The organism is Streptomyces sp. NPDC051567, assembly GCF_044454165.1.
Classification (GTDB): Bacteria; Actinomycetota; Actinomycetes; order Streptomycetales; family Streptomycetaceae; genus Streptomyces.
In genome coordinates, this window is the sequence record NZ_JBITDK010000013.1 from 45,852 (window position 1) to 64,344 (window position 18,493).

General features: G+C 72.9%; 16 protein-coding genes and 1 riboswitch. Of the genes, 4 read left to right on the forward strand and 12 right to left on the reverse strand.

Annotated features, from left to right (window positions below; genetic code table 11):
• Nucleotides 1-11 precede the first annotated feature (11 nt).
• The 10 genes from ACIA5F_RS16675 to ribD form a co-directional block, all read right to left on the reverse strand.
• Nucleotides 12-1,088, reverse strand: a complete 1,077-nt coding sequence (locus ACIA5F_RS16675) for a hemolysin family protein (RefSeq protein WP_399353474.1) — start codon at nucleotides 1,086-1,088, stop codon at nucleotides 12-14.
• Entirely contained in the window at nucleotides 1,085-2,434 is a 1,350-nt protein-coding gene (locus ACIA5F_RS16680) for a hemolysin family protein (protein WP_399353476.1), read from the reverse strand. The genes ACIA5F_RS16675 and ACIA5F_RS16680 overlap by 4 nt, the downstream gene beginning before the upstream one ends.
• A 239-nt stretch (nucleotides 2,435-2,673) precedes the next feature.
• Nucleotides 2,674-3,147, reverse strand: coding sequence for a PH domain-containing protein (locus ACIA5F_RS16685; protein ID WP_399353478.1), 474 nt, complete (start codon nucleotides 3,145-3,147; stop codon nucleotides 2,674-2,676).
• A gap of 52 nt (nucleotides 3,148-3,199) precedes the next feature.
• On the reverse strand, nucleotides 3,200-4,048 hold the full coding sequence (gene hisG / locus ACIA5F_RS16690; protein WP_399353480.1) for an ATP phosphoribosyltransferase: 849 nt from the start codon (nucleotides 4,046-4,048) through the stop codon (nucleotides 3,200-3,202).
• Between the two features lie 56 nt (nucleotides 4,049-4,104).
• Entirely contained in the window at nucleotides 4,105-4,386 is a 282-nt protein-coding gene (locus tag ACIA5F_RS16695) for a phosphoribosyl-ATP diphosphatase (protein ID WP_399353482.1), read from the reverse strand.
• Nucleotides 4,387-4,468: 82 nt separating this feature from the next.
• On the reverse strand, nucleotides 4,469-4,954 hold the full coding sequence (ribH, locus tag ACIA5F_RS16700; protein WP_399353484.1) for a 6,7-dimethyl-8-ribityllumazine synthase: 486 nt from the start codon (nucleotides 4,952-4,954) through the stop codon (nucleotides 4,469-4,471).
• 116 nt (nucleotides 4,955-5,070) lie between these two features.
• The gene (locus tag ACIA5F_RS16705) at nucleotides 5,071-6,423 is read right to left on the reverse strand and encodes a bifunctional 3,4-dihydroxy-2-butanone-4-phosphate synthase/GTP cyclohydrolase II (protein WP_399353486.1); all 1,353 of its coding nucleotides are present in this window, start codon (nucleotides 6,421-6,423) and stop codon (nucleotides 5,071-5,073) included.
• A complete protein-coding gene (locus tag ACIA5F_RS16710; protein ID WP_399353488.1) occupies nucleotides 6,420-7,073 on the reverse strand; it encodes a nicotinamide riboside transporter PnuC in 654 nt (217 codons plus the stop codon). Before ACIA5F_RS16710 ends, ACIA5F_RS16705 begins: the two co-directional genes overlap by 4 nt.
• Entirely contained in the window at nucleotides 7,070-7,729 is a 660-nt protein-coding gene (locus ACIA5F_RS16715; protein ID WP_399353490.1) for a riboflavin synthase, read from the reverse strand. Before ACIA5F_RS16715 ends, ACIA5F_RS16710 begins: the two co-directional genes overlap by 4 nt.
• The gene (gene ribD / locus ACIA5F_RS16720) at nucleotides 7,730-8,887 is read right to left on the reverse strand and encodes a bifunctional diaminohydroxyphosphoribosylaminopyrimidine deaminase/5-amino-6-(5-phosphoribosylamino)uracil reductase RibD (protein WP_399353492.1); all 1,158 of its coding nucleotides are present in this window, start codon (nucleotides 8,885-8,887) and stop codon (nucleotides 7,730-7,732) included.
• Between the two features lie 153 nt (nucleotides 8,888-9,040).
• Nucleotides 9,041-9,171: riboswitch (FMN riboswitch) on the reverse strand.
• 278 nt (nucleotides 9,172-9,449) lie between these two features.
• On the opposite strand from ribD, the gene ACIA5F_RS16725 reads away from it, so the two are divergent.
• Nucleotides 9,450-11,762 (forward strand): chitinase C-terminal domain-containing protein, encoded by a 2,313-nt coding sequence (locus ACIA5F_RS16725; RefSeq protein WP_399353494.1) that lies wholly within the window; start codon nucleotides 9,450-9,452, stop codon nucleotides 11,760-11,762.
• Nucleotides 11,763-11,959: 197 nt separating this feature from the next.
• Here ACIA5F_RS16725 and ACIA5F_RS16730 read toward each other — a convergent pair whose 3' ends face one another.
• On the reverse strand, nucleotides 11,960-13,120 hold the full coding sequence (locus ACIA5F_RS16730) for an ROK family protein (protein WP_399353496.1): 1,161 nt from the start codon (nucleotides 13,118-13,120) through the stop codon (nucleotides 11,960-11,962).
• Between the two features lie 55 nt (nucleotides 13,121-13,175).
• Here ACIA5F_RS16730 and ACIA5F_RS16735 point away from each other — a divergent pair, with 55 nt between their 5' ends.
• The 3 genes from ACIA5F_RS16735 (at nucleotide 13,176) to ACIA5F_RS16745 (ending at nucleotide 16,580) form a co-directional block, all read left to right on the forward strand.
• The gene (locus tag ACIA5F_RS16735; protein ID WP_399353498.1) at nucleotides 13,176-14,390 is read left to right on the forward strand and encodes an MFS transporter; all 1,215 of its coding nucleotides are present in this window, start codon (nucleotides 13,176-13,178) and stop codon (nucleotides 14,388-14,390) included.
• 60 nt (nucleotides 14,391-14,450) lie between these two features.
• Nucleotides 14,451-15,845, forward strand: a complete 1,395-nt coding sequence (locus ACIA5F_RS16740) for a uracil-xanthine permease family protein (RefSeq protein ID WP_399353500.1) — start codon at nucleotides 14,451-14,453, stop codon at nucleotides 15,843-15,845.
• A 75-nt stretch (nucleotides 15,846-15,920) separates the two neighbouring features.
• On the forward strand, nucleotides 15,921-16,580 hold the full coding sequence (locus ACIA5F_RS16745) for a DUF5995 family protein (protein WP_399353502.1): 660 nt from the start codon (nucleotides 15,921-15,923) through the stop codon (nucleotides 16,578-16,580).
• Nucleotides 16,581-16,736: 156 nt separating this feature from the next.
• Here ACIA5F_RS16745 and ACIA5F_RS16750 read toward each other — a convergent pair whose 3' ends face one another.
• On the reverse strand, nucleotides 16,737-18,449 hold the full coding sequence (locus tag ACIA5F_RS16750) for a flavin monoamine oxidase family protein (protein ID WP_399353504.1): 1,713 nt from the start codon (nucleotides 18,447-18,449) through the stop codon (nucleotides 16,737-16,739).
• Between the last annotated feature and the right edge of the window lie 44 nt (nucleotides 18,450-18,493).

Consider the following 18,493-nt stretch of genomic DNA (forward strand, 5'->3'; position numbering starts at 1 on the left):
CGGGCGCGGGGTCAGCCCGTCGTCGCTCCTCCGGTCACCGGGGGGCGGCGGGCCGGTGGGGCCGTGCGGTGCGCGGGGTCGCGCACCTCCCCCACCAGCATCTCCAGGACGTCCTCCAGGGCCACCAGGCCCAGTACCCGCCCGGCCGGGTCGGCGACCTGGGCGAGGTGGGCGGCGTCACGGCGCATGACGCCGAGGGCGTCGTCCAGCGGGAGCGTGGCGGGCAGGACGGTCATCCGGCGCCAGACCCGCCGGGGCACCGCCCGTTCCCGGTCCTCCAGGTCCAGGACGTCCTTGACGTGCAGGTAGCCCAGGAAGGCGCCTTCGGCGGAGCGGACCGGGAAGCGGGAGTAGCCGGTGCGCACGGTCAGCTGCTCGATCTGGCGGGGGGTGACACGGGGGCCGACCGTGACGAGCCGGGCGGGGTCCAGCAGGACGTCGGTGACCGGGCGGCTGCCCAGTTCGAGGGCGTCCTCCAGCCGCTCCTGCTCACCGGCTTCCAGGAGCCCCGCCCGGCGGGAGCCCTCGACGAGCCGGCCGAGCTGGGCACGGGTGCAGACGGCCTCGACCTCGTCCCTGGGCTCGACCCGGAAGAGCCGCAGGACCAGGGTGGCGCAGGCGCCGAGCGCGGTCGTCACCGGTCCGCAGAGGCGGGCGAAGGCGACCAGGCCGGGGCCGAGCCACAGGGCGGTCCGTCCGGGGGCGGCCATGGCGAGGTTCTTGGGGACCATCTCGCCGATGACCAGGTGCAGGAAGACCACGGCGGCGAGCGCGACGGCGAAGCCGAGCGGGTGCACCATGCCCTGCGGGACGTGGACGGCCCGGAAGAGGGGTTCCAGCAGCCGGGCCACGGTGGGTTCGGCGACCGCGCCGAGGGTCAGCGAGCAGACGGTGATGCCGAACTGCGCGGCGGCCATCATGCGGGGCAGGTTCTCCAGGCCGTGGAGCACCTGGCGGGCCCGCCTGGAGTGCGCGGCCAGGGGTTCGACCTGGCTGCGCCGTACGGAGACGAGCGCGAACTCGGCGCCGACGAAGAAGCCGTTGGCCAGGACCAGGAGGAGGGCGAGGAGGAGCTGGAGCGCGTTCACCGGCCCGCCCCCACCGGCTCGGCCGGGGTGGTGGCGGGGGCCGTGCGCACCAGCCGGACGCGCTCGGCCCGGTAGCGGCCGACCTGCCGTACGGAGAGCTTCCAGCCGGGCAGTTCGGCGCGGTCCCCGGCGGCGGGGATGCGGCCGAGGAGGTCGGCGACGAGACCGGCGACGGTCTCGTACGGTCCTTCGGGCAGCTCCATGCCCATCCGGCGCAGGGTCTGGACCCGGCAGCTGCCGTCGGCCTCCCAGGAGGGGTGGCCGTCCTCGGCGGGGGCGGGGGCCAGCTCGGGGCCGTCGTCCTCGGCGCGGTCGTGCTCGTCGCGGACCTCGCCGACGAGTTCCTCGACGATGTCCTCCAGGGTGACGACCCCGGCGGTGCCGCCGTACTCGTCGACGACCACGGCCATCGGCTGTTCGCTGCGCAGCCTCTCCAGCAGCGGCTGCACCGGCAGGGAGCCGGGCACCAGCAGCGGCAGGACGCAGATGCGGCCGACGGTGGTGCGGGCGCGGTCGGCCTCGGGCACGGCGAGGGCGTCCTTGAGGTGGACCACTCCGGTGACCTCGTCGATGCGTTCGCGGTAGACCGGGAACCGGGACAGGCCCGTGGCCCGGGTCAGGTCGAGCACGTCGGCCGCGGTGGCCGTGTGCCGGAGGGCGCTGACCCGTACCCGGGGGGTCATGACGTGCTGGGCGGTCAGCTCGCCCAGCGAGAGGGTCCGGACGAAGAGGTCGGCGGTGTCCTGTTCGAGGGCTCCGGCCTGGGCCGAGCGGCGGGCCAGGCAGACCAGTTCACCGGGGGTGCGGGCGGAGGCCAGTTCCTCGGCGGGCTCCACGCCGAGCGCCCGCACGAGGCGGTTGGCGACGGCGTTGAGGCCGGCGATGACCGGCCGGAAGGCGCGGGAGAAGGCGTGCTGCGGGCCGGCGACGAACCGGGCCACCTGGAGCGGCCGGGAGACCGCCCAGTTCTTCGGGACCAGCTCGCCGACGACCATCTGGACGGCGGAGGCGAGCAGCATGCCGAGGACGACGGCGACGCCGTGGACGGCTCCCCCGGGCAGGCCGGTCGCCGCGAGCGGCGGGGCCAGCAGGGCGCCCAGGGCCGGTTCGGCGAGCATGCCGACCACGAGGGAGGTGAGGGTGATGCCGAGCTGGGTGCCGGAGAGCTGGAAGGACAGCTCCCGCAGGGCCCCGACCACGGCGCGGGCACGGCGGTCGCCGTCGGCGGCGGCGCGTTCGGCCTCGGCGCGTTCCACGGTGACCAGGCCGAACTCGGCCGCCACGAAGAAACCGTTGGCGAGGATGAGGGCGAAGGCCGCCAGGAGCAGGAGGAGCGGGGTGGTCATGGAGCCGCCTCCGGGGGGAGGGCGGCGCACGTACTGCCGGACGATCCGTCCATTGCTGGAGGGAGTCACTCCTCTTAAGTCGCGGCTGCCCGCGGGCCCACGGGGTCCCGGGGCCGGCGGGAGGGCGCGGGGGCGCGTCCCGGCACCAGGGTAGTCACTGGGGCCGCCGCCGGGGCGGTACGCGGCGGTCCGCGTCCGTCAGCGTCCGTGCGCGGGGCCGCCCGGGGGCACCGCGCGGCTCAGTGGGTGTGCGGGCTGGTGCCGCGGGCCTCGGCGAGCGCGCGCAGGGCGCGGGCGTCGTCGACGGCCTGCTTCCTGGCCACACCGGGCTGGATGCCGAGGACGGGCAGCCTGGTGCCGTCGCTCAGGTCCAGGAAGACCCACGGGTCGCCGGGGCGGAGGCTGACGCGCAGGATCTGCGCCCATTCCAGGCGGCGGGTGGTGGTCAGGTTGACGACGGTGACTCCGGCGTCGTCCGCGACCACCTTGGGGCGGCTGAGCAGGACGAGGACGGAGGTCATCAGGGCGGCGGTGAAGACGAAGCTGATCCGCTCGCCCGGGTCGAGCTTCTCCAGCATCAGGGCGACCGTCGTGATGGTGGCGAACATGACCAGCCCGACGCTCAGCAGGACGACCCGGGTGAGGGTCGGCCGGAAGGTGACGGGCAGGACCGGCAGGATGGACGGAGCGGACGGGGCGGCGGACTCGGCCATGGTGCTCAGGTGCCTTCTGGAGGTGACGTACGGATCGAGGAGGGCGTACGGGTCAGAGCCGGCAGGCGTGGATCGAGGTGGTGAGGATCGCGCGCGCGCCGAGTTCGTACAGGTCGTCCATGATCCGCTGGGCCTCCTTGGCGGGGACCATCGCGCGGACGGCGACCCAGCCCTCGTTGTGCAGCGGGGAGATGGTCGGCGACTCCAGGCCCGGGGTGAGGGCGACCGCGCGCTCCAGGTGTTCGGCGCGGCAGTCGTAGTCCATCATCACGTAGCTGCGGGCGACCAGGACGCCCTGGAGGCGGCGCAGGAACTGCTGGGCGCGCGGGTCCTCGGGGTCGGCGTTCTCGCCCCGGACGACCACGGCCTCGGAGGTGAGGATGGGTTCGCCGATGACTTCGAGGCCCGCGTTGCGCAGGCTGGTGCCGGTCTCGACGACGTCCGCGATGATCTGGGCCACGCCGAGCTGGATGGCGGTCTCGACCGCGCCGTCGAGGTGGACGACGGAGGCGGCGATGCCCTGGTCGGCGAGGTGCTTGGCGACGATTCCCTCGTAGGAGGTGGCGATCGTCATCCCGTGGAAGTCCTCGGGACCCCTGGCCGTGCCGGGCCGGGTGGCGTAACGGAAGGTGGAGCGGCCGAAGTTCAGCGGGAGGATCTCCTCGGCGCTGGCGCCGGAGTCGAGCAGCAGGTCACGGCCGGTGATGCCGATGTCGAGCTTGCCCGAGGAGACGTAGATCGCGATGTCCTTGGGGCGGAGGTAGAAGAACTCGACCTCGTTCTCGGGGTCGACGACCACGAGTTCCTTGGACTCCTTGCGCTGGCGGTAGCCGGCCTCATGGAGCATCGCCGACGCCGGTCCGGAGAGGGAACCCTTGTTGGGGACGGCGATGCGCAGCATGGGTCTTCCTTTTGGTGCGTGGATGCGGGAAGGGGGGAGCGGGGGTGCGGGCCGGCTCAGAGGTGGGCGTACACGTCGTCGAGGGAGATCCCGCGGGCGACCATCATCAGCTGGACGTGGTACAGCAGCTGCGAGATCTCCTCGGCGGCGGCTTCCTTGCCCTCGTACTCGGCGGCCATCCAGACCTCGGCGGCCTCCTCGACGACCTTCTTGCCGATGGCATGGACGCCCTTGCCGACGAGCTCGGCGGTACGGGAGGTGCTGGGGTCGCCGTGGGCGGCCTTGAGCTGGAGCTCCGCGAAGAGCTCCTCGAAGGTCTTGGGAGGGTTGTTCGCCATGATGGTCCTCAGAATACGGGGTCCCCCGGGACGGGCGCGCAGCGCCTCCCGCGGGGGTGACGGCGGGAGGCGGGCGGGCCGGTCAGCGCCAGGGTTCGCTGACGGTCCGCAGGGTCATGGCGGTGGCGACGGCGGCGGTGACCGCTTCGTGCCCCTTGTCCTCGTTCGACCCTTCGAGGCCCGCCCGGTCGAGGGCCTGTTCCTCGTTGTCGCAGGTCAGGACCCCGAAACCGACGGGTACGCCGGTGTCCACGGAGACCTTGACCAGGCCGTCGGTGACGCCCTGGCACACGTATTCGAAGTGGGGGGTGCCCCCACGGATGACCACGCCGAGCGCGACGACGGCATCGTAGCCGCGTTCGGCGAGGACCTTGGCCACGACCGGCAGCTCGAAGCTGCCGGGGACGCGGAGCAGGGTGGGCTCGTCGATGCCCAGCTCGTGCAGGGCCCGCAGGGCGCCGTCCACCAGCCCGTCCATGATCTTCTCGTGCCACTGGGCCGCGATGACGGCGACCCGGAGGTCTCCGCAGTTCTTCACGCTCAGTTCGGGTGCGCCCTTGCCGCTCACAGTTCTCCTCGGTGCGTTACGGGTGGTTCGGAACAGGTGCTTCGGTACGGGTGGTTCGTCTCGGTTCAGGTGGTGCGGGTGGGGCGGGTGGGGCGTGCGCCCGCCGTGGCCACCGGCTACCGGCCGCCGCCGTAGGCGACCGCGGGGACGGCCTCGTCCAGCCAGGGCAGGTCGTGGCCCATCCGGTCCCGCTTGGTGCGCAGGTACCGCAGGTTGTGCTCGCCCGCCGCCAGGGGCATCGGCTCGCGGCCGTGGACGGTGAGGCCGTGCCGGACGAGGGCGTCGGACTTGTCGGGGTTGTTGGTCAGCAGCCGGACGCCGCGCACACCGAGGTCGGCGAGGATCTGCGCGCCGGCCGTGTAGTCGCGGGCGTCGGCGGGCAGGCCCAGCTCCAGGTTGGCGTCGAGGGTGTCCCGGCCGCGCTCCTGGAGTTCGTACGCGCGCAGCTTGGACAGCAGCCCGATGCCCCGGCCCTCGTGGCCGCGGAGGTAGACGACCACCCCGCGGCCCTCGGCGGTGATGCGTTCCATGGCGGCGTGCAGCTGGGGGCCGCAGTCGCAGCGCAGGGAGTGGAAGACGTCGCCGGTCAGGCACTCGGAGTGCATCCGGACCAGGAGCCCCTCGTCCCCGCCGCCGTCGCCGAGGTCGCCGTGGACGAGGGCGACGTGCTCGGCCCCGTCGGTGGTGGAGCGGTAGCCGTACGCGGTGAACGCGCCGAAGGCGGTCGGGAGGCTGACCTCGGCCTCGCGGCGGACGGCCGGCCCGGTGACCGGGACCGCGGCTGCGGCTGCGGCCTCGCGGTGGGCGATCAGGGCCTCGATGGAGATGATCGTCAGGCCGTGGCGGCGGGCGAAGGGGATCAGCTCGGGCAGGCGCAGCATGACCCCGTCCTCACCGGCGATCTCCACGATGACCCCGGCCGGGCGCAGGCCCGCGAGGCGGGCCAGGTCCACGGCGGCCTCGGTGTGGCCGGGGCGGGTCAGGACCCCGCCGGGCTTGGCGCGCAGCGGGAAGACGTGGCCGGGGCGGACGAGGTCGCAGGGCCGGCAGTCGCCGTCCGCGAGGAGCCGCAGGGTCGTGGCGCGGTCGGCGGCGGAGATGCCGGTGGTGACGCCGTGGGCGGGGCTCGCGTCGACGGAGACGGTGAAGGCGGTCTGCATCGACTCGGTGTTGTTCCCGACCATCTGGGGGAGTTCGAGCCGGTCCAGCTCGGGGCCCTCCATGGGGGCGCAGATCAGGCCGCGGCACTCGCTCATCATGAAGGCGATGATCTCGGGGGTGGCCTTCTCGGCCGCGATGACGAGGTCGCCCTCGTTCTCGCGGTCCTCGTCGTCCACGACGACGACGGGCCGGCCGGCCGCGATGTCGGCGATGGCCCGCTCGACGGGGTCCAGGCGCAGGCGCTCCTGGGGGGCGGCGGCGGGCACGGGCGCGAGGGGGCTCGTGAGTACAGCGGTGAGGGGTGTCATGCCGTTGCTCCTTCGAGGGCCGGGGCGGGGGTGGTGCGCGAGCGGCGGTACCAGTCGTGGGCGCCCCACAGCACGAGGGCGAAGTAGACGACGTAGACGAGGCCGGAGAAGGCCAGTCCGTTGCTGAAGGCGAGGGGGACGCCGACCAGGTCGACGAGGAGCCAGGCGAACCAGAACTCGACCAGGCCGCGGGCCTGGGCGATCATCGCGACGACGGTGCCGACGAAGATGTAGGCGTCGGCCCACGGGCTCCAGGACAGGTGCGGGAAGAGGGTGAAGAGGCCGCCGACGGCGAGGGTGCCGAGGACCGCTCCGGCGAGGAGGAGTCCGCGTTCCTTCCAGGTGGCGGTGCGCACGGCGATGGAGCCGTCCTGGGCCCGGCGCCTGCCGCGCTGCCAGGAGCGCCAGCCCCAGAGGGCCACGCCGATGACGAGGAGCTGCTTGCCGACGCCGCCGGAGAGGTGGGCGGAGGCGTAGGCGGCGATGAGGATCAGGCCGGAGAGGAGCTGGGCGGGCCAGGTCCACAGGGAGCGGCGCCAGCCGAGGGCGAGGGCGGCCAGGCCGATCAGGTTGCCGGCCATGTCGGACCAGATGACCTTCTGGCCGAGGACGGTGAACGCCTCCGCGTTGAGCCAGGTCAGCGAGTTCACCGCGCCGTCTCCCCGGTATCGGACCCGGACCCGGACCCGGTGGGGGTCTGCCCGTGCAGCGGGTCCACCCCGGCGGCCAGCAGGCGTTCGACGTACTTGGCGAGGACGTCGACCTCCAGGTTGACCGGGTCGCCGGGCTGCTTGATGCCGAGCGTGGTCAGCGCGAGGGTGGTGGGGATGAGGCTGACGCTGAACCAGTCGGCGGCGGCCTCGACCACGGTCAGGCTGATGCCGTCGACGGTGATGGAGCCCTTCTCGACGACGTAGCGCGCCAGGTTCCGCGGGAGGGCGATCCTGACGAGTTCCCAGTGTTCCGAGGGGGTCCGGGAGAGGATCTCGCCGGTGCCGTCCACGTGTCCCTGGACCAGGTGGCCGCCGAGCCGGCCGCCGAGGGCCATCGGGCGTTCCAGGTTGACCCGGGAGCCGGTGGCGAGGGCGCCGAGGCTGGAACGGTCGAGGGTCTCGCGCATGACGTCGGCGGTGAACTCGCCGTCGGCGCTCTCCACCACGGTCAGGCAGACGCCGTTGACGGCGATGGAGTCGCCGTGCTTGGCGCCCTCGGTGACGACGGGGCCGCGCAGGCGGAAGCGGGAGGCGTCCGCGAGCTGCTCTACGGCGGCGACCTCGCCCAGTTCTTCGACGATTCCGGTGAACACTCAGTGCTCCTTGAGGGGTGCGGGGACGGGCGGGGCCGTGGGGACGGCGGTGACGCGGAGGTCGGTGCCGACGCGGTCGGCCGCGGTGACGCGGAGCCGGAGCGCCTCGGTGAGGGTGGTGACGCCCGCGTCGGCGAGGGCGGCGGGGCCCGCCCCGAGGAGGACGGGGGCGAGGTAGCCGACGACCTTGTCGACGGCGCCCGCGGCGACGAAGGCCCCGGCCAGGGTCGGGCCGCCTTCGAGGAGGACGGAGCGGACCCCGCGCCGGTGGAGTTCGGCGAGGAGGGCGGCGACGGGGATGCCGCGGGCGTCGGCCGGGAGCCGGACGAGGTCGACGCCGGCCAGGTGCCGGGTGTCGGCGTCCTGGCCCACGGCGATCAGGGTGGGGGCGGCGGCGTCCAGGACGCGGGCGCCGGGCCGGACGGTGGCGCGGGTGTCGAGGACGACCCGCAGCGGCTGGCGGACGCCCTCGGCCCCGCGCGCGGCGAGGTGCGGGTCGTCGGCGCGCAGGGTGCCGGAGCCGACCACGACGGCGTCGGCCTCGGCGCGCAGCCGGTGGACGTCGGCGCGGGACTCCGGGGAGCTGATCCAGCGGCTGGTGCCGTCGGCGGCGGCGACCCGGCCGTCGAGGGTGGCGGCGTACTTCCACAGGACGTACGGGCGGCCCAGCCGGACGGAGGTCAGCCAGGCGGCGTTGCCCTCCTCGGCCTCCTCGGCGCAGAGCCCGGCCTCGGTGGTGATCCCGGCGGCGCGCAGGACGGCGGCGCCGCCGCCGGCCTGGGGCGTCGGGTCGGGGACGGCGTAGACCACGCGGGTGACGCCCGCCGCGATCAGGGCCTGGGCGCAGGGGCCGGTGCGGCCGGTGTGGGAGCAGGGTTCCAGGGTGACGTAGGCGGTGGCGCCGCGGGCGGCGGGACCGGCCTCGCGCAGGGCGTGGACCTCGGCGTGCGGGCCGCCGGCCCGTTCGTGCAGGCCTTCGCCGACGACGGTGCCCGTGGCGTCGGTGAGCACGCAGCCGACGACCGGGTTGGGGCTGGTGCGGCCGAGTCCTCGGGCGGCGAGCGCGACGGCCCGGCGCATGGCGTGGGCGTCGGACGCGTGTGCGGCGTCGTCTCGTGCGGGTGCGGCGTGGTGCGCCACCGGGTCCTCCTGCCTCATCGGGCACGGACTCCGGGGCCTGTCGGGATACGACAGATGAAGCGGTACAGCACGTACGGAGACGCCGAGGCCGGAAGGAACGGTCCGTTCGGGCGCATCCCTGAGGGGATGCGCCGAAGGATCGCCGACGGCGGCGTACCGGTCACTGGCCCGCCGCGCACTGCCTCCCATCCGGACTTTAACCGTCGGTCCAGGAATCTCACCTGGTCAACCGGCCGCTGGCTGCGGACGGGTCGCGGACTGTAACCGCCGGTTCGGAATTACACCGACCCCGGAGTGCGCTGCTTACTGGTACGGGAGCCAGTTTGCCATGGGCGATCGGAGGCCATGCGAGTGAAGAGATGTGGCCTGGGTCACAGAGGCGAGCTCCAGGAGGACTCTGTCACCTGCACCCATGGTTGGTCCAGACCTATTGACGGGTTGGTCTAGTCCTCTTAACGTTCCCCTCACCTTCCCCTGGGAACAGCCCGCCAGATGTGCGCACGTCACGGGCCAACAAGCTTTCCCTTCTTGCATGTTGTGTCCTGTTGTGTCCTGCCACCTCCCCTCCCCAGGAGGCATAATGCTGTCCCCCACACGTACGAGAGCGATGCTCCTGGCATCCGGCGCGGCAATCGCCGGACTGCTGGTGGGCGGTCTCTCCACGGGCGTCTCGCACGCCGCAGACAATGAGAGCTGTCGACCCGACGGGCTGTACAAGACGGCCGGCGTGAACGTCCCCTACTGCTCGGTGTACGACGCCGAGGGCCGCGAGAAGATGGGCGCCGACCACCAGCGCCGCGTCATCGGCTACTTCACCGGCTGGCGTAACGGCAAGGACGGCACCCCCGCCTACCTCGCCCACAACATCCCGTGGTCCAAGGTCACCCACCTGAACTACGCCTTCGCCCACGTCGGCGCCGACAACAAGCTCTCGGTCGGCCCGGACGGCGTGAACAACGCCGCCACTGGGATGACCTGGCCCGGCGTCGCGGGCGCAGAGATGGACCCGGCCCTCCCCTACAAGGGCCACTTCAACCAGCTCACCAAGTTCAAGAAGCAGTACCCGGACGTCAAGACGCTGATCTCGGTCGGCGGCTGGGCCGAGACGGGCGGCTACTTCGGCCCCGACGGCAACCGGGTCGCCTCCGGCGGCTTCTACTCGATGGCCACCAACGCCGACGGCTCGGTCAACCAGGCCGGCATCGACACCTTCGCGGACTCCTCGGTCGCGTTCATCCGCGCGTACGGGTTCAACGGCGTCGACATCGACTACGAGTACCCGACCACCATGAAGGACGCGGGCAACCCGCTCGACTGGCAGCTGGCCAACGCCCGCCGCGGCGGGCTGGTCAAGGGCTACGCGGCCCTGATGAAGACGCTGCGCGAGAAGCTCGACCGGGCGGGCGCCGCCGACGGCAAGCACTACCTGCTCTCCGTCGCCGCCCCCTCCTCCGGCTACCTGCTGCGCGGCATGGAGACCTTCCAGGTGCAGCAGTACCTGGACTACGTCAACATCATGTCCTACGACCTGCACGGCGCCTGGAACGAGCACGTCGGCCCGAACGCCTCGCTGTTCGACGACGGCAAGGACTCCGAGCTGGCCTCCGCCAACGTGTACGGCAGCGCCCAGTACGGCAACATCGGCTACCTCAACACCGACTGGTCGTACCACTACTTCCGCGGCTCCATGCCGGCGGGCCGCATCAACATCGGCCTGCCGTACTACTCCCGCGGCCACAAGAACGTGCAGGGCGGCACCGACGGCCTGTGGGGCAAGGCCACCGCGGCCACCTGCCCGGCCGGCTCGGGCCTGACCAAGTGCGGTGACGGCGCCGTCGGCATCGACAACCTGTGGCACGACAAGGACGCCAACGGCGTCGAGTCCCCGGCGGGCTCGAACCCGATGTGGCACGCGAAGAACCTGGAGAAGGGTGTCGTCGGCGACTACGTCACCCAGTACGGCTTCCCCGCGAACACCAAGCTGACCGGCACCTACGTCCGCAAGTACGACTCCACCCTGGTGGCGCCGTGGCTGTGGAACGCGCAGAAGAAGGTCTTCCTGTCCACCGAGGACGAGCAGTCGGTGAAGGCCAAGGCCGACTACGTGGTGAACAAGGGCATCGGCGGCACGATGGTCTGGGAGCTGGCGGGCGACTACGCGTACAACGCGGCCAAGGGCCAGTACGAGATGGGCGACACGCTCACCACGCTGATGTACGACACGTTCAAGGCGGCGAGCCCGTACGGCGCGAAGAAGTCCAACGCGGCGCTGCCGGCCCAGGCCGTGGACATCAGGACGGAGTTCACCGACTTCAAGCTCGGCGACTCCAACTACCCGCTCACCCCCAAGCTCAAGATCACCAACAATACGAAGAGCACGCTGCCCGGCGGCACCGAGTTCCAGTTCGACTACGCCACCTCGGCCCCGAACAACGCCTCGGACCAGTCCGGCTTCGGCACCAAGGTGATCAGCAGCGGCCACACCGGCAGCAACATCGGCGGTCTGAAGGGCGACTTCCAGCGGGTCTCCCTGAAGCTCCCGGCCTGGCAGACGCTGGCCCCGGGCGCCACGGTCGACCTGTCGTTCAACTACTACCTGCCGGTGTCCACGCCCTCCAACTGGACGGTGACCATCTCCGGCACCACGTACTCCCTGGCCGGGGACCTGGCCCGCGGTACGACGGTGGTGGAGCCGAGCGGGCCGGGCACCTCGCCCAGCCCGAACCCGGGCGGACCCTGCGCCAACCCGGCGTACGTCGCGGGCTCGGTGTACAACACCGGCGTGGTCGTCTCCCACAAGGGCCGCAACTGGAAGGCCCAGTGGTGGAACCAGAACCAGGAGCCCGGAACCACGGGTGAGTGGGGCGCCTGGAAGGACCAGGGCGCCTGCTGACGCCCTGAGCGAATGAACGGATGAACGGATGAACGACACGAGGACCCGGTGGCCCGGCGGCCACCGGGCCCTCGTGCGTCCGGGGCCGGGGCCGGAACCGCGGGCCGGGCGGGACCCCAGGCCGGGCGGGACCCCAGGCCGGGCGCGGTGCGCGGGCCGGGCGGGCGCGGTGCGCGGGCCGGGCGCGGCCGGGGTGTTCAGCCTCCGAACAGGGCCGCCTGGGCCGATTCCCGGGCCGCCAGCCGGGCGCCCGTGAGGACCGCCGGGTCGCCGAGGGTGGTGGCGCGGACCCCGGTGGCGACCGGGGTCAGCGTGGCCAGCCGGCGGGCGACCCGGGCCGCCAGGGCGGGGCCGCCCGCCAGGCCCAGCTCGCCCCCCAGGACCACGCACCCCGGGTCCAGCACCGACGCGACCGCCGCCGCGCCCAGCGCCAGCCGCTCGGCCAGGGCGTCGAGGAACGGCTCCCCCGCCGCCCCGGCCAGCGCCTCCTCCAGCGGGCCCTGGAACCCGTGCTCCGCCGCCAGCGCCGCCACCGCTCCCCGGGCGGCCAGGGAGTGGAAGCCTCCCCCGCAGTCGGTGGCGGAGGGCAGACCCCCGGTGCCCGGTACCGGGAGGAAGCCGATCTCGCCCGCGCCGCCCGAGGCGCCCCGGCGCAGCCGGCCGTCCAGGACCACGGCCGCGCCCACCCCCGCGCCGAGCCAGAGCAGGACGAAGGAGTCCAGGTCCCGGGCGACCCCGAGGCGCTGCTCGGCGAGGGCGGCCAGGTTGGTCTCGTTCTCGACCACCACGACGGCGGTCAGGCTGCGCCGCAGGGCCGCGACCAGGTCCCGGTGCCAGGCGGGCAGGCCGATGGTGTCCCGCAGCTCCCCGCCGGCCGGGGCGACCAGGCCGGGGGCGCCGACGACGACCGTGTGCAGCGCGGCGGCGCCCGCCTCGCGGGCGGCGCGCAGCAGGGCCGCCACCGCGTCCTCGGGGGCGCCGGCGGGCAGGGCGGTCTCGGCCACGGTGCGGCCGAGCAGGTCGGTGACCACGGCGGTGACGCTGTCCGTCCGTACGTCCAGGGCGGCCAGGTGGGCGCGGCGGGCGACGATCCCGTACAGCCGGGCGTTGGGGCCGCGCCGCTGTTCGCCCGATTCACCGACGACCTCGATCAGTCCGGCCTCGGTGAGCCGCTCGACGAGGTCGGCGACGGACGGCCGGGAGAGGCCGGTCAGGGCCTTGAGCTGGGTGGCCGTCAGTGGCCCCGCCTCCTGGAGGAGGTTCAGGGCGAGGCGGTCGTTGATGGCCCGTGCCGTGCTCGGTGAGGCGGGCGAGGGGGCGGCGGGGGCCAGGGCCTTGGCAGGAGTCACGGTTCCCATCCTAAGGAGCCCACGACTCTAACTATCAGGCAGGGTCCCTGATAGTTTATCGGCCATGACCGGGGACACCTCTTTCAGTCCGGCACGGCTGCGCCGTGCCCGTTTCGCGATCGCCGCCGTCTTCTGCGCCCACGGCGCCGTGACCGGCTCCTTCGCCACCCGCATCCCATGGATTCAGGACCACGCCCAGCTCGGCGCGGGCACCCTGGGTCTCGCCCTCGCCTTCCCCGCCCTGGGCGCGGCGGTCACGATGCCGCTGGCCGGGCGGATCAACCACCGCTTCGGCACCCGTACCGCGCTGCGGGCCCTGCTGGCGCTGTGGACCCTCTCCCTCACCCTGCCGAGCCTCGCCCCGAACCTGCCCACCCTCTGCCTGGCCCTCTTCGTCTACGGGGCCACCGCCGGCATGTCGGACGTGGCGATGAACGCGCTGGGCGTGGAGACCGAGAACCGGCTCGGCCGCTCGGTCATGTCCTCGCTGCACGGCATGTGGAGCGTGGGCGCGCTGCTCGGCTCGGCCGCCGGGACGGTCGCCGCGCACGCCGGGGCCGATGCCCGCCTGCACCACCTGATCGCCGCGCTCGCCCTGACCGCGGCCGGGCTCGTCGCCGTACGGGGCGTCCTGGACCTGCGGACCGACCAGGAGGCCGAGGCTCCCGCGCACTTCGCGCTGCCGCCGCGGTCCGCGCTGCTCATCGGCGCCGTGGGGTTCTGCGCGGTCTTCGCGGAGGGGGCCAGCCTGGACTGGTCGGCGGTCTACCTGCGGGACGTCCTGCACACCGACGCGGGCCTGGCGGCCGGATCGACGACCGCCTTCGCCCTCACCATGGCCCTGGCCCGGCTGGCCGGGGACCGGGTGGTGGACCGTTTCGGCCCGGTGCGCTCGGTCCGGGCGGGCGGCGCGCTGGCCACCGCGGGCGGGCTGCTCGTGGTCACGGTCCGGGAGCCGGCCGCGGCCCTGGCCGGTTTCGGGCTGATCGGGCTGGGCGTCGCGGTGGTGGTCCCGCTGGCCTTCGCCGCGGCGGCGCGCAGCGGTCCGGCCCCGGCACAGGCCATCGCCGGTGTGGCGACCATCACCTACACGTCCGGCCTGATCGCCCCGTCGGCGATCGGCGCGGTGGCCGACGCGACCTCGCTCGTGGTCTCCTTCGCCCTGGTCACCCTGCTCGCGTTCGGCCTGATCCTGGGCGCCACCGTCCTGCGGCAGCGGGCGGCGGCCGGGGAGTCCACGGAGGCCAACCAGGACGAACCTGCCCCTATCCGGCCGTAATATATCGTCGGCCGCTCTGCGGTCCGGGTATCTGATCAGCCGGAGAAAACGGAGTGGAACATGGGCCTCGGCGTGCGCTGGACCTTGCACGGAGACGGGCGGACCCCCGCCCCCGGGGCGGTGGTCCGGCCGGACGAGCGGTTGACGTGGCCGCGGACCGCCGGGCTGGGTGCCCAGCACGTGGTGGCGATGTTCGGTGCCAGCTTCGTCGCACCGGTCCTGATGGGCCTGGACCCGAACCTGGCCATCATGATGTCCGGCGTCGCGACCATCATCTTCCTCCTCGCGACGCGCGGCCGGGTCCCTTCGTACCTGGGCTGTTCGCTCTCCTTCGTCGGCGTGGCGGCGGCGATCCGGGCCTCGGGCGGTGACAGCGCCGTCGTCACGGGCGCCGTCTTCGTCGTCGGCGCGGCGCTCTTCCTCGCCGGGCTCGCCGTGCAGCGCTTCGGCGCGCGGATCATCCACGCGGCGATGCCTCCCGTGGTGACGGGCGCGGTCGTCATGCTGATCGGCTTCAACCTCGCGCCCGTGACGGCTTCCACCTACTGGCCGCAGGACCAGTGGACGGCGCTGCTGGTGATGCTCTTCACCGGTCTCGCCGTGGTCTGCCTGCGCGGGTTCTGGTCCCGGATCGCGATCTTCCTGGGGCTGCTCTTCGGGTACGGCATCTCCTGGTTCTTCGACCTGGTCCTCGGCAAGATCCACTCCCCGATGGGCGGGGCCGAGGCCGTGGACCACTGGCGTCTGGACCTCTCCGGGGTGGCCAAGGCCGACTGGATCGGTCTGCCCACCTTCCACGCCCCGGCCTTCGAGTGGTCGGCCGTCCTGATCGCGCTGCCGGTCGTGATCGCGCTGATCGCCGAGAACGCCGGGCACATCAAGGCCGTCGGCGAGATGACCGGGGACCGGCTGGACGACAAGCTCGGCACCGCCATCGCCGCCGACGGCGCCGCGTCCATGCTCTCCACCGCGGTCGGCGGCCCGCCGAACACCACGTACTCCGAGAACATCGGCGTCATGGCGGCCACCCGGGTCTACTCCACGGCGGCGTACTGGGCCGCGGCCGGTTTCGCCCTGCTCTTCGGTCTCTGCCCGAAGTTCGGCGCGGTCGTCGCCGCCATCCCGGGCGGGGTGCTCGGCGGGATCACCGTCATCCTGTACGGCATGATCGGCCTGCTCGGCGCCCAGATCTGGATCAACGGCCGGGTGGACCTGCGCAATCCGCTGAACCTGGTCCCGGCCGCGGCGGGCATCATCATCGGCGTCGGCGGGGTGAAGCTGAACATCACCGACAGCTTCGAGCTGGGCGGCATCGCGCTCGGCACGATCGTCGTCCTCACCGGCTACCACGCGCTGCGGTACTTCGCCCCCGCGCACATGAAGGAGCAGGAACCCCTGCTCGACTCGGGCACCTCCGACTACGACGAGCCCGAGGGCGGCGACACGCCGCGTTGACGGGCGGTTCGCCCGAACCGGCGAAGCGCGGGGACACCTGCCCCGCGCGGGCCGGGCTGCTGCGAACCTGCGGTCATGGAAGCGGTGCTGGCGCGGATGCGCGCCCTGGACGAGCGGCTCCCCGAGCGGGACGGCGTCGCCGTCTTCAACCGGGTGTACCTGACGGTGACGCAGACCCTGCACCGCCGGATCGAGCACGGCGGGTTCCCGGCGCCCCGGACCGCCGAGACGCTGAGCGTGGGGTTCGCGCGGCGCTACCTGGCGGCGGTGGAGACGGCGGCGGCCGACGGGCACCGGGCCGTGCCGGCCTGCTGGCGGCCCCTGTTCCAGTACCGCCGCCATCCGGGGGTCCGCCCGCTCCAGTACGCGCTGGCCGGGATCAACGCGCACATCGGCCACGACCTGGCGCTGGCGGTGGTCTCGGCCTGTCACGACCTGGGGTGCGAGCCCGCCGCCCTCGAAGCCGACTTCGACCGGGTCGGCGACACCCTGGTCGCCCTGGAGGAGCACATCCGCGAGGAGCTGATGCCGGGCCCCGACCTGCTGGAGGTCGCCGATCCGCTGACCCACCTGGTCGGCGCGTGGAGCCTGGAACGGGCCCGCGCGGGCGCCTGGGCGGCGGCCCGGCTGCTGTGGGCGCTGCGCGGCTCTCCCGGGCTGGCCGAGGAGTTCACCGAGTCCCTCGACGCGGGCGTCGGCCTGGTCGGCCGCTGCCTGCTGACCCCGACGTCCTGACCCGGCACCGGGCACCCGGCCGACCCGGTACGGGAACGGGCCGCCGCCCCCACACGCCTCCCGCCCCGCCTTCGGGCGAGTGAGCCGAAGGGGCGCGCCCGGGCGGGGGTCCCCCCGGACTCCGAGCGCCCCGGAGGCGAACCGAGCCCCAAAAAATCAATCTTCAGGCAGTTCCACCGGGGCGATGTCCTCGTACGCGTCCCCCGGGCCCGGGTTGGCGGCGTCGGTGGAGCCGCCGAGGTGGTGCATGACGCCCCAGACCGCGTTCAGGGCGGTCTGGACGGCGCCTTCCGCCCAGCCCGCCGTCCAGGAGATGTCGTCGCCCGCGAGGAAGATGCCGCGCTTGTCCGCGGGGAGGCGGTCCTGCATGAAGTGGGTGAACAGGCGCCGCTGGTAGCGGTAGTGGCCCGGGAGGTTGGCCTTGAACGCGCCCATGAAGTAGGGCTCGTTCTCCCAGGAGACGGTCACCGGGTTGCCGATGATGTGGCGGCGGACGTCGACCTTCGGGTAGATCTCGCCGAGGGACTTCAGCATGACCTCCATCCGCTCGTTCGCGGAGAGCGGCAGCCACTTCAGGCTGTCGTCGCACCAGGTGTACGAGAGGCAGATGACGGCCGGCCGGTCCGGGCCGTTGTCCAGTAGGTAGGTGCCGCGGGTCATGCGGTCCGTCAGCGTCATCGACATGACGTCGCGGCCGGTCGGGTTCCCCGCGTCGTCGACGGCCTTGTCCAGCCAGAACGGCCGGTCGACGGGGACGAACAGCTTCGAACTCTCCATGTAGTGGGTGCGCTCGATCGCCGTCCAGTGGTCGATCGGGAAGAGCGAGTCGTCACAGTCGATCTTGGAGAGGAGCATCCAGGACTGCGCGGTGAAGACCGCCGCGCGGTAGGTACGGATGTCGCCGGAGGCGTCGGTGACGGTGATCCGGTTGCCCGCCGTGCGGTTCAGCCGGGTCACCGCCGGGCGCGGCGCGCCCTGGTGCAGGGAGGAGAGCGAGGTGCCCTGGGCCCAGTGGAGGATCTTGCCGGGCTCGCGGTCCCACAGCCGCAGCGGGAGCTGCTGCGAGCCGCCGACGATGCCCCGGTGGTGGTCGTCGGCCTCGGTGTAGACGACGCGCAGGATCTCCAGGATGGAGTTGGGGAAGTCGGTGTCCCAGCCGCCGGTACCGAAGCCGACCTGGCCGAAGATCTCGCGCTTGCGGAAGGACCGGAACGCCTCGGACTCGCAGAGGAAGCCGTAGAAGGTCTGGTCGTCGAGCTTCTCGACGAGCCGGGCCCAGATCTCGCGGATGCGCGGGACGTCCCGCTCGCGCATCGCGGTGTTCATGTCGGAGAAGTCGGCGCCCTCGTCCAGGCAGGCGTTCCACGCGGCGGCGACGTCGCGGTAGACCTGCGGGAGGTCGGCGATGGTCTCGGCGTAGTGGGACTCGCCCTTGAGGTCCACGACCGTCGAGGGCGTGGCCTCGGAGAGCGGGTTGGGGAAGGGCTCGGTGACCAGGCCCACCAGGTCGATGTAGTGCTGGAGGGCCGTGGAGGACGGCGGGAAGCGCATGGCGCCCATCTCCGCGGTCAGCCCTTCGGTCCCGGCGCCCTCGAAGCCCACGGTCCGCAGCCGGCCGCCGATCTGGTCGGCCTCGTACACGACGGGCCTCAGGCCCATCTTCATCAGCTCGTACGCGGCGATGATCCCGGAGAGTCCGCCGCCGATGACGGCGACCTCGGTGCCGTGTTCCGTCGCCGGGACCTGGCCCAGACCCGCCGGGTGGGCGAGGAAGTCGTCGTAGGCGTACGGGAAGTCCGGGCCGAACATGGTGATCGGCGGCTGGCCGTCGCTGTGCGGGACGGCGGTGGTGGGCACCGTGGACGTCATGGGGGTACGTCTCCTTGCGGGCAGGGCGGAGCGGAGCAGGGGGG